Here is a 10866-nt window from a genome sequence, read left to right as displayed (position 1 = left end):
ACCGCATTCCCCGTCAGGAACTCGAAGATGACTACGACCACGCACGCGGCCGCTGCCTCGGCCGCGCGTCGCGACCAGCTGCTGCACACCATGATGGCCGACCACGCCAAGGCACTGCTCGCCTATGCCGAGAAGCTGCTGAACGACCGTCACACGGCCGAGGACATCGTCCAGGAGACCCTCATCCGCGCCTGGCCGCACGCGGAACGCCTCTACAGCACCGAGGGATCGGTGCGCGGCTGGCTTCTCAAGGTCACCCGCAACCTGATCGTCGACCGGATGCGCAGCGCCACCGCCCGGCACGAGACCATCGGCGCGGACGACCGGGACGTGCCCCTGCCCGACCACTCCGGCGCCGTGCTGGCCGCGGTCGAGGCGACCGACCTGCTGCGGCAGCTGTCCCCCGAGCACCGGGAGGTCCTCCTGCACACCTACCTGTGCGGCCGGACGGCGCAGGAGACGGCCCGCTTCCTCGGCATACCCGCCGGAACCGTCAAGTCCCGGCGGCACTACGCCCTCAACACCCTGCGCGCCAGGATCGGTCAGGAGCTCAGGCCGGAACGGTGAGCCGCACATCCAGCACCGGGATGTCGACATGGCCGTCCGCGTCGGTCCGCCAGCGCCAGTGCGCGCCGGCGGCCTCGCCGCACACCAGACCGGTCCAGCCCGCGCCACCCGGTCCGCACAGCGCCGCCAGCTCGGCGGCCGCCGCCTCGCCCGGCGTCCCGGACACCACGACCAGTCCCCGCACCGGCCTGCGCGCCGCTCCGGCACGCACCGTCCCCTGCTCCTCCGCGGGGGCGACCGGAGCGGGCGCGTCGACCCGGGGAAGCTGCCGCAGACCGGGCGGCACGGTCAGCGGCAGGGCACCGTCCGCCCCGCGCAGCACAGTCACCGGAGTCTCCGGGCGGGTCCGCGCCATCTCCGCCAGCACGTTCTGCACGACGTCCCGGGCAACGTTCTGATCACCGCTCACGCTGAGGACGCCGTCGAGCCGGCTGAGGTCCACGAACACCGGCTCGCCGTCGGCGTCCGTGCCCGCGCGCACCAGACAGGCGGAGCCGACCGCGGCCTGTGCCGTCGTCGGGGTGTCCTCGCCACGGGTCAGCCAGCCGGTGGCGGCCGCGGGGCGGCGCCAGCGGGTGCCGTCGACGTTCGTCCACGGGGCGTCGGCCGTGTCGGCGGCCGTCAGCCACACCGTCACGCCCTCGCTGTCGACGCGCAGCGCGTGCACCTGCCGCTCCGGCCGCTGCCGCGTGGGTGCGAACTCGCCGAGGGTGCCGTAGGCGCGTCGTACCGCGTCCGCGTCGGTGGCGAACCGGCGGCCCGTCGCCTGGCGCTGCATCAGCCGGCGCCTGCGCCGCATCGGCTCGCCGAGCCGGCGGACGGCGTGCCGTACGGCGTCGTACGCGATCCGCACCTTGCGCCTGCCGACGATGCCGGCGGTGACCAGGGCGAGCAGGATCGTGCCGAGCACCGCCACGGCCGCGGCCAGCGGAAAGGTGAACGCCGTGGACGTCTGTCGTCCCGAGGCCGGGGGAGCGGAGGCGGTGCTCTGGGTCCCGGTGTCCCGGGCCAGTTGGACGTCGGGTCCCGACGCGTCCTGGGGAAGCCGCAGGATCCACCCCGGGTGCAGTTGGTCGTCCGGGCCGTTGAGGGCCCCGCCGTCCTTCTGTGCCTGACCGCGGTTGAGGTCGAAGATCTCGCCGGACCGCGAGGCGTCGCCCAGCGTGGCGGCGGCGATCGACTGCAGAGTGGCGGGCTGCCCGCCGCTCTGCGCCGGGTCGGGCACCACGAACACCTTGATCAGGCCGTCGTCGGACGCCGCCGCGTGCGCGGAGCCCGTTCCGCCCAGCGCCACGAGGCACGCCGCCAGCAGCGCCACCAGGGCACGCAGGAGTGTCCGTACCGCGGGGGTCGCCGGCCTGTGCCCCGATCCCCGGTCCGCGCTGCTGCTCATCGTGTCCACCCAAGCCCTCCCTGGTTCCGTTGCACCGACTACACGGAGCCGCCCGGTGAAAACGTTCGACGCGAACCGGGTTTGAACCCTCCGCGACGCCGACCCCGTGTACCTGGCGAACACCACCAACTGGCACCGGACCGGGGGACCCCAATGGCACGTCGGCACGCGAGTCCCGAGGATTTCCAGCTCGTTGGCATGGACTCGGACCCGACGCCCGGCGACCCCGACCTGATCCAGGGCGTGATGAAGCGGTACCGGGACATCGGGGACGCCGCGGAGAAGGCGCTGAACGTCCTGAAGAAGGACGGCACCATCTCACAGGGCCGCGGTTCGGCGATGGACCAGCTGAAGGAGAAGATCGGCGACGATCTCCCGGACAAGCTGACCAAGACCATGACCTCCTACCACGACGCGGCCCAGGCCTACAGCGACTACATGCCGCGGCTGCGCGAGGCCCAGGACACCTTCGACCGGGCGGTGGACCAGGCGCGGACCGCCGCACCGCAGGCGAACCAGACGCCCAAGGAACTCGGCCCGAACCCGACGGACGCGGAGAAGTCCGCGGCGCGCAGCACCCAGGACGCCATCGACTCCGGCAAGTCGGAGCTGAACGCGGCCAAGAGCCTCGCGGAACAGGCCCGGTCGATGCGGGAGAGCGCGCAGCGCCAGTGTGCCGACGTGCTGGACCGGGCGGCGCAGGAGGCGATTCCGGAGCGGAACATCTTCCAGAAGATCGCCGACTTCTTCAAGGACTTCCCGTTCGTCCAGATCCTGCTGGCCGCCCTCGTCGCCGTCGTGGCGGTGTTCTTCCCGGTGGTCGGTGCGCTGCTCGGCGGGGCGTTGTTCGTCTTCAACCAAGTCATCGCCAGTCAGACCGGCGGTATCAAGGCCGGTGACTTCGTCGTCGGCCTGCTCGGGCTCGTCCCCGGCGGCGCCCTGCTGAAGTTCGGCGGCAGGGCCGTCGAGGCGATCGCTCCCGCTGCCGTGGCCGCCGTGAAGAACTCCGGCTTCATCGCCAAGAGCACCGCGTCGATCACCAAGGTCGGTGAGTCCCTCACCAACAGCAAAGTCGTGAGCGGTGTCCTCGCCAACCCCGTCGGCAAGGTGGGCGCGGAGATCACCGGCAACTTCCTGACCAACTCGGCGCTGGAGGCGGGTGCCAAGGCGGCCAACGGCGACAAGATCACGGCCGCGGGCGTGTTCGCGGGGGCCGCGGCCGGGGCGGTGGCCGGAGCCGCCTTCAAGGGAGGCATCGGCAGGATCGGAAAGAGCCGCGGGAACCCTCCGGTCGAGGAGGGCAAGGGCGGCCGGTTCGGGGACACCACGGAACCCGCGGCCGGCGACACCGTGGGCAAGCGGGCCGCCGACCAGGTCGGCGGCTTCGTCGAGGAAGGCGCCACGCTCGGGACGAAGATCGGCGTGGGCGTCGCCCAGGGCGGCGACCCCAACGAGGTCGCGGCCGGCGAGATCGCCAACTCCGCGCCGAAACTCGGCGCCGGACCGGTCGGCAAGGCGGGCCTCGGGCGCGCGATCGACGGCCTCACGGACAAGATCCCCGTCAAGACCAGCCCCAGGCCCTCGACCGGCTCGCCGAACACGCCCCCCGCCGCTCCGCCGGCCGCCCCGGCCCCGGCCAACACCCCCGCCGGCGCCCAGCCGACCACCCCGGCCCCGGTGAACACCCCGGCAGGGGCGCACCCGACGACGCCGGCTCCGGTGGATCCGGCGAACGTGCCGATCCCGCCGTCGCCCACCAGCCCACGTCCGACGACTCCGGCTCCGGTGGATCCGGCGAACGTGCCCATTCCGCCGTCGCCCACCAGCCCGCGCCCCGCCACCCCGACCCCGGTGGAACCGGCGAACGTACCGCTGCCGCCCTCCCCGACCACCCCGCACGCCCCCGACGTGCCGCCGCCCGCTCCCACCGCCTCGGACGGCGGCAACTCCCCGGGACGGCCCGCCGTCCCCCCGATCAGCACCTCCGACTCGCAGTCGAACTCCGGCAGCGAGTCGTCGTCCCCGTCGAGCGACGGGTTCGTCACCGCGCCGACGAGCCCCGCCGAAGGCCCGGACAGCGGCACCGGCCGCTAGCCGCCCCGCGGACCACGCGTCCCGCACCCAGTCCTCCGTCCCCGAAGGGACGGATCGCACCAACAACCAGCAAGGAGTTCTCCCATGCCCAACTACAGCGTCAACTCGGACACCACCGCGTCCACCTCGCAGGCCCTGCTCAACGACTTCTCCCAGCTCCAGGACAAGCTCAACGAGGTCAAGGGCAAGATCTCCAACCTGCTCGCCGACGGCTACAGCACGCCGGCCGCCCAGCAGAAGTTCTCGCCGTTCTTCGACGAGTTCGCGAAGGGCTTCGACCAGGTCAACCAGGGCCTCCAGGGGATCGGCCAGTACGTGAAGTCCGTCGGTGAGGCCTTCGACCAGACCGACAGCCAGCTCGGCTCCAACCTCTCCTGACCCACCGGCCCGGTCCGCCGGCACGGCGGGCGGTGCCGCACCCACCTCCACCCGAGCTCCACACGAGAAGGACGATGAGCAGTGCGATTGACCGTCAGCGTGCGTGACCCGCAGGTCGAGGGGGTGTCCGCCACCGTCGCCGTGGAAACCGAACCGTCCGCGCAGACGGGCAGGTTCGCGGCCGAGCTGGCCCGGGCCGTCGGATATGCCGGGGCGACCGCGGGGGAGCCGTCCCTCTACATCGGCTCGACCCCCGTCGACCCGGACACCAGCCTTCAGGGCGCCGGTGTGCGGGACGGCATGGACCTCGGGCTCGGGGCTCCCCTTCCCCGGGAGCCCGAGCCCGAGGGCCGTACCGAGGTCCGCGTGGTGTCGGGCCCGGGCGCCGGAACCGTCTTCCGGCTGGTCCCCGGCGACTACGACATCGGCAGCGGCCCCCTGTGCCGGATCCACCTCGCCGAGGGCGCCCCGCCGCTCGCGGCCCGGATCCGGGTCCGCCTCGACGGAGGCGCCGAACTCCTCATGACGGACGGGGCGTTGCTCGACGGGAAGCCCGCGCAGGACCCCGGCCCGTGGCGGGAGGGCAGCCAGCTCGCCGTCGGCGACACCCTGCTGGAGCTGACCGCACGCCCGACGGCCCGCGCCCCGCTGACCCCGGCCCAGGACGGTCTCGGCCTGGAGTTCAACCGGCCGCCGAGGTTCCTGCCGCCCGCCGCGGGCGCCAAGTTCCGGCTGCCCACCCCGCCGGTCAAGCCCGACAAGCGGCCCATCCCGCTGCTGCCGATCCTGCTGCTGCCCGCGGGCAGCGCCGCGATCGCCATCTTCGTCACCCACCGCTGGTCCTTCGTCTTCATCGCCCTGCTCTCCCCGATCGCCGCCCTGGTCACCCAGTTCGGCGGCCGCAAGCAGGCGATGCTCAAGTACCTGGAGAAGAAGGAGGAGTACGACCGGACGCTGGCCCGGGTGCGTGCGGACATCGACGCCGCCGTGCTGGAGGAACAGCACAACCTGCGGCTGTCGCTGCCCGATCCGGCGGCCCTGCTCCAGATGGCGGTGCAGCCCTCGGAACGGCTGTGGGAACGCCGTTGGCAGGACCCCGACTTCCTCACCGTACGCGTCGGCACCACCGACCTGCCCTCGTCGGTGAGCGTCGACGACCCCGAGCAGGACGAGCACCGGCGCTCCACCGTGCCGTGGCTCAACCAGGTGCCCGTCGCCGTGGCGCTGCGCCGGGCCGGCGTCGCGGGCGTCGCCGGGCCGGGCGCGACCCGGCTGGCCGGCTGGCTGGCCGCCCAGGCCGCCGCCCTGCACAGCCCCACCGACCTGCGCATCGTCGTCCTCGCAGGACCGGACGGCGAACGCGACTGGTCCTGGACCCGCTGGCTGCCCCACACCCAGGCCCAGGGCGAGGACGCCTACGCCCTGATCGGCTCCACCGCCGACTCCCTGGCCCGGCGCATCGGCGAACTCGGCCAGCTCGTCGCCTCCCGGACGGCCGCGGGACCCGACGTCGTACGCGGCGGCGCCAACGGCTACCCGGACATCCTCGTCGTCCTCGAACAGGCCCGCCGGGCCCGCTCGCTGCCCGGCGTGATCGCGCTGCTGCGCGACGGCCCGTCCGTGGGCGTCCACACGATCTGCATCGACCGCGAGGAACGGCTGCTGCCCGAGGAGTGCGGCGCCGTCGTCGTCACCGAACCGGGCGCCACCACGTCCCGGGTGCGCACCGGCTCCGGCGCCGCGCTGGAGAACGTCCGCAGCGACTCGCCGGAGCCCGACTGGTACGAGCACTTCGCCCGTGCCCTGGCCCCGCTGCGCGGCGTCGGCGACAGCGACGAGAGCGCCCTGCCCGGCGCCGTACGCCTGCTGGACCTGCTGCACATCGAACCGCCCACCGCGGAGGCGGTGGTGGCCGGCTGGTCGCTGGGCGGCCGCAGCACCCGGGCCCTGCTCGGCGTCGGATACGACGGTGAGTTCGCCGTCGACCTGGTCCGCGACGGTCCCCACGCACTGATCGCCGGCACCACCGGCTCCGGCAAGTCCGAGCTGCTGCAGACCCTGGTCGCCACCCTCGCCGTGGTCAACCGGCCCGACGAGATGACGTTCGTGCTCGTCGACTACAAGGGCGGCAGCGCCTTCGCCGAATGCGCCGACCTGCCGCACACCGTCGGCCTGGTCACCGACCTCGACACCCGGCTCGTGGAGCGGGCACTGGTCTCCCTCGGCGCCGAACTGCGCCGCCGCGAGACCCAGTTGGCGCAGGCCGGCGCCAAGGACATCGAGGACTACCTGGACAAGCGCGCCCGCGGCGGCAACGTGCTGCCCCCGCTGCCCCGACTGCTGCTGGTCATCGACGAGTTCGCGTCCATGGCGCGGGAACTGCCCGAGTTCATCTCCGGCCTGGTGAACATCGCGCAGCGCGGCCGCTCGCTCGGGATCCACCTGGTGCTGGCCACCCAGCGCCCCGGCGGCGCGGTCACCCCGGACATCCGCGCCAACACCAACCTGCGGATCGCGCTGCGCACCACCGACACCAGCGAGAGCCGCGACATCATCGACGCCCCCGACTCCGGGGACATCTCGCCGGCCAACCCCGGCCGCGCCTACGCCCGGCTCGGTCCTTCGGCCCTGCTGCCGTTCCAGTCCGGCCGCGTCGGCGGCCGGCGCCCCGGCGGTCAGGCCGCCGTGGGGACCGAGGTGTCCGTCCGCGCGGAACCGGTGACCTGGCAGAACCTGGGCGGCCCGCTGCCTGCCGCCCGCTCCCGGGGCGGCTCGGGCGCGGCACAGTCCGAGGCCGTCACCGACCTGGCCGTCCTCGCCGGAGCCGTCGCCCAGGCGGCCCGGCTCGCCGAGGTACCGCGCCAGCCCAGCCCCTGGCTGCCGCCGCTGCCCGAGCTGCTCCCGTGGACACCGCCGCCCGCGCCCAAGCCCACCGCCGAGCGGGACGCGGCCCTGCCCGCCGTGGAGTACGGCGTGGTCGACCTGCCCGCCCAGCAGACCCGCGTCCCCCTGGTCCTCGACCTCGACCGGGCCGGTCACCTGCACATCGTCGGCTCGCCCCGCAGCGGACGCTCCCAGACCCTGCGCACCCTGGCCGCCGCCCTCGCCCAGGCCCACGGCGCCGACGACGTCCACCTCTACGGCATCGACTGCGGCAACGGCGCGCTCAACGCCCTGACGGCGCTGCCGCACTGCGGCGCCGTCGTCGACCGCAACCAGACCGAACGCCTCGGACGCCTCCTGGACCGCCTCGGCGCCGAACTCACCGCCCGCCAGAGCATCCTGGGCGCACGGGGCACGGCCGACCTGACGGAACTGCGCAGGGCCCAGCCCGCCGAGGAACGGCTCGCCCACATCGTGCTGATGGTCGACCGGTTCGAGGTGTTCGAGCGCGAGTTCACCTCGTACGACAACGGCAGCTACATGGAGCGCATGATCCGGCTGCTGCGCGACGGCGCGGGCGTCGGCATCCACGTGGTGCTCGCCGGTGACCGGGTGCTCGGCAGCAGCCGGTTCTCCGGCACCACCGAGGACAAGATCGTCCTCAGGCTCAACGACCGGCAGGACTACTCCAGCGTGGGCATCCCCAGCAAGTCCGCGCCCACCGACCCGGCCCCGGGGCGCGGTATCCGCACCCAGGACCTCAGCGAGGCACAGATCGCGGTGCTCGGCGAGGACCTGGCCGGCACCGCGCAGGCCGGGATCCTGGTCGCCCTCGGCCGGGAGCTGACCGAACGCGAGTCCCCGGTCCCCGCCGCGCGCCGCCCGATCCGCCTCGACGTGCTCCCCGACCTGATCACGTACGCCGAGGCCCTCGCCCTGCACACCCACGGCGGTCCGATGCGGCCCCTCGTCGCCGTCGGCGGTGACACGCTCACCTCGCTCGCCCCGGACCTGGCGGACGTGCCGACCTTCGTGGTCGCCGGGCCGCCGCGCACCGGCCGCAGCACCGCCCTGCTCACCGCGGCGGAGTCCCTGCTGGCCGCCGGCGCCGGCCTCATCGTGCTCGCCCCCCGGCGCTCGCCGCTGCGGCAGCTGCGCGGACGGCCCGGCGTGGCCGCGCTCATCACCGACGCCGAGGTGACGGCACAGGAGTTCCGGCAGGCGCTCGGCAACGTGCCGGAGGAGCAGGGGGTGATCGTCGTGGACGACGCCGAACTGTTCATGGGCGCCGAGATCGACCCCGACCTCGCGCTGCTCGCCCGCGGCGGGGCCGGCACCGGCTGGGGCGTCCTCGCGGCCGGAAACGCCGAGTCGCTGGCGCTGAGCCTGGCCGGCTGGATGGGCCAGGTGAAGCGGAACCGCACCGGCATGCTGCTCTCCCCGCAGGGGCTGAGCGACGGCGAGGTCATCGGCGTGAAGCTGAGCCGAGGCGTCGTCGGGCAGGCGCCGCAGCCGGGCCGGGGTCTGCTGCACCTGGGCGACGGAACGCTGCGGACGGTCCAGGTGCCCCTCCTGGAAGCCCTCGGAGGGGACCTCTGACGCCGGAAGCCCGGGAGCAGTGAAGGGCGGCCGGACCGTGGGGGTCCGGCCGCCCTTCGGCGTGCCCTGCGGTGGAGGTCAGGCGGCGACGCCGTCGCCGTCCGGGGAGACCTGGACACCGGCGTCCGTCACGAAGCGGAACGTGCTGGTGATGGCGTCGAAGAGGTCGTACACCTCGTTCTTCAACGGCAGGTTGGGGCTGGCGAGGGTGACCACGAGGAAGTCCTCGGTGCTGCCGGGCACCGGCATCATCGTGTGCATCGTCAGCAGCTTGACGTCGATGTCCCCGGTCAGCCGGGTCACCTCGGTGCCGGTGACCCGGGCCACCGTGCCCACGTGGGGCACCCGCGCCGACGCGATGACCCGGTCCTTCGGCGCCGTGCCGGTCGCCGAGGAGACCCCGAGCCGCGCGGACAGCACGGGAAGCGTGAGCTCCTCGCCCTCGGGCGTGCTGACGGCGAAGACCATGCCGTACGCCATGAAGAGGCCCTCCGTGTACAGCGTCGCCGTGCCCGCGGCCAGCAGCGCCCCGTGACGGCGGGCCGCCCGGGTCACCTCCCGGCCCTGCCGGAACATGTCGTTGATCCGTGCCTTCTCGCGTGGGTCGTCGGTCGCGGCGAGGGCCTGGGCGCGGGTCCTGGCCAGTTCCTCGCCGCTCAGGTCCACCTGCTGCCACTGGTCCGGTATGTCCAGCAGAAAACGTTGTGCAGTGCTCATCGGTCGGCCGTCACCTTCGGGGGAAGTGTTGGACAAGTCGGGGGAAGCGGCGGGGGAGTTCACCGGCCCTTGCCGTCGTCGAGGTTCGACACCGCGTCCTGGTCGGTCCTCTCGAAGGAGTCCAGGATGTTGCCGATGGCGTCCCGGATGCCCTGCACCTGCTTCTGCAGCTGGTGCTTGCCGTCCTCCCACTTGTCCTCGAAGTTCTGTGCGGAGCCGTGGGAGAGCTCGGGCCCGAACGCGGCATCGAAGTCGAACGTGTGGTGTCCGATGTCGATGAAGTCGTGCACGAAGCCCAGCATGTCCTGGGCCTCCTTGAGTTCACTCCCGGGGATGTTGACGTCCGACGCCACTGCGGGCCCCCGTTCCTGTGCGGTGAGGATTCGTCTCTGCGGGGAACACGAGGCCGGCGGCGCAAAACGTTCACCCGTCGCGGGACGCTCCGAGCGGTCCCGCGCGGCGCCGGTGGCATTGAACCCTCGCCGGTGCCTGTCTCGTGTAGCAGGCATGACCTCGCTCCTCACCAGGCCGCCGTACCGCGGCGGTGCCGCACGCCGTGCCGTCGTCGCATCCGCTCTCGCCCTCTGCGCGGCGGCGAGCCTCACGGCCTGCGGCAAGACGATCACCATCGGCGACAGCTCGTCCCCGGCGACCTCGGCCGCCCCGTCGCCGTCCCCCTCCGCCGCCGCGTCCTCCACCGCCACGACACCGGCCCAGGGCTCGGGCAACTCGGCGCTTCAGGTGGTCGACTCCACCGCGCAGGACGCCGGCCTCAGCGGCACCGGCGGGACCGTGGTCGGAGCGGCCGTGCAGGAAGCGCCGCCCAAGTGGGTGCAGTTGTCCGCGGTGACCTCGGCGCCGCTGTCCGCCGCGCACCTCATCAACATCAACCAGGCGGCGCTGTACCGCTTCGACGACGACACCGCCGATCCGTCGAAGTCGTCCTGCACCGGTGCCTGCGCGGTGAAGTGGCCGCCCGTGACCATTCAGGAGGGCGGCAACGTCTACCTGGCGGGCGTGAACCCGAAGGAGGTCGGGGCCATCCGCCGCCCGGACGGCCAGGTCCAGATCACCGTCGGCGGCTGGCCCGTCTACCGCTTCTCGGGCGACAGCAAGCCGGGGGACCTGAACGGCCAGGGGCTCGACGGCAAGTGGTTCGCGGTCGGGCCGACCGGGGAGAAGGCGACTCAGTGACGGGCGGAACGGTGTCGGCACGGCGGTAGGCCGCGTGGGTG

At 73.3% G+C, this 10866-nt stretch carries 8 protein-coding genes; 5 read left to right on the top strand and 3 right to left on the bottom strand.

What is annotated here, in order from left to right:
* Positions 1 to 27 precede the first annotated feature (27 nt).
* A complete protein-coding gene (locus ABT137_RS39180; protein WP_351716367.1) occupies positions 28 to 567 on the top strand; it encodes a sigma-70 family RNA polymerase sigma factor in 540 nt (179 codons plus the stop codon).
* Here the strand turns inward: ABT137_RS39180 and ABT137_RS39175 are convergent.
* The gene (locus ABT137_RS39175; protein ID WP_351716365.1) at positions 551 to 1960 is read right to left on the bottom strand and encodes a LysM peptidoglycan-binding domain-containing protein; all 1410 of its coding nucleotides are present in this window, start codon (positions 1958 to 1960) and stop codon (positions 551 to 553) included. The genes ABT137_RS39180 and ABT137_RS39175 overlap by 17 nt on opposite strands.
* A 198-nt stretch (positions 1961 to 2158) precedes the next feature.
* On the opposite strand from ABT137_RS39175, the gene ABT137_RS39170 reads away from it, so the two are divergent.
* From ABT137_RS39170 to ABT137_RS39160, 3 genes are all read left to right on the top strand, one after another.
* Complete coding sequence (locus tag ABT137_RS39170) at positions 2159 to 4054, top strand: putative T7SS-secreted protein (RefSeq protein ID WP_351716363.1); 1896 nt, start codon at positions 2159 to 2161, stop codon at positions 4052 to 4054.
* An 84-nt stretch (positions 4055 to 4138) separates the two neighbouring features.
* On the top strand, positions 4139 to 4432 hold the full coding sequence (locus ABT137_RS39165) for a WXG100 family type VII secretion target (RefSeq protein ID WP_351716361.1): 294 nt from the start codon (positions 4139 to 4141) through the stop codon (positions 4430 to 4432).
* Between the two features lie 81 nt (positions 4433 to 4513).
* On the top strand, positions 4514 to 8914 hold the full coding sequence (locus ABT137_RS39160) for an FtsK/SpoIIIE domain-containing protein (protein WP_351716359.1): 4401 nt from the start codon (positions 4514 to 4516) through the stop codon (positions 8912 to 8914).
* A gap of 78 nt (positions 8915 to 8992) precedes the next feature.
* Here the strand turns inward: ABT137_RS39160 and ABT137_RS39155 are convergent, their stop codons facing one another.
* A complete protein-coding gene (locus tag ABT137_RS39155) occupies positions 8993 to 9631 on the bottom strand; it encodes a hypothetical protein (protein ID WP_351716357.1) in 639 nt (212 codons plus the stop codon).
* Positions 9632 to 9690: 59 nt separating this feature from the next.
* Positions 9691 to 9984: a hypothetical protein gene (locus ABT137_RS39150; protein WP_351716354.1), complete on the bottom strand. Its 294-nt coding sequence runs from the start codon at positions 9982 to 9984 to the stop codon at positions 9691 to 9693.
* A 154-nt stretch (positions 9985 to 10138) separates the two neighbouring features.
* Between ABT137_RS39150 and ABT137_RS39145 the strand changes: the two genes are divergently transcribed.
* Complete coding sequence (locus ABT137_RS39145) at positions 10139 to 10825, top strand: hypothetical protein (RefSeq protein WP_351716352.1); 687 nt, start codon at positions 10139 to 10141, stop codon at positions 10823 to 10825.
* Positions 10826 to 10866: the final 41 nt, after the last annotated feature.

This window comes from Streptomyces sp. NPDC001980, assembly GCF_040296885.1.
Lineage (GTDB): Bacteria > Actinomycetota > Actinomycetes > Streptomycetales > Streptomycetaceae > Streptomyces.
This window is presented reverse-complemented; position numbering and strand designations above follow the sequence as displayed.

Bases quoted from the DNA above. Each gene is read 5' to 3' on its own strand.
- ABT137_RS39180 (WP_351716367.1), top strand. From the start codon at position 28: ATGACTACGACCACGCACGCGGCCGCTGCCTCGGCCGCGCGTCGCGAC.
- ABT137_RS39175 (WP_351716365.1), bottom strand. From the start codon at position 1,960: ATGAGCAGCAGCGCGGACCGGGGATCGGGGCACAGGCCGGCGACCCCC.
- ABT137_RS39170 (WP_351716363.1), top strand. From the start codon at position 2,159: ATGGACTCGGACCCGACGCCCGGCGACCCCGACCTGATCCAGGGCGTG.
- ABT137_RS39165 (WP_351716361.1), top strand. From the start codon at position 4,139: ATGCCCAACTACAGCGTCAACTCGGACACCACCGCGTCCACCTCGCAG.
- ABT137_RS39155 (WP_351716357.1), bottom strand. From the start codon at position 9,631: ATGAGCACTGCACAACGTTTTCTGCTGGACATACCGGACCAGTGGCAG.
- ABT137_RS39145 (WP_351716352.1), top strand. From the start codon at position 10,139: ATGACCTCGCTCCTCACCAGGCCGCCGTACCGCGGCGGTGCCGCACGC.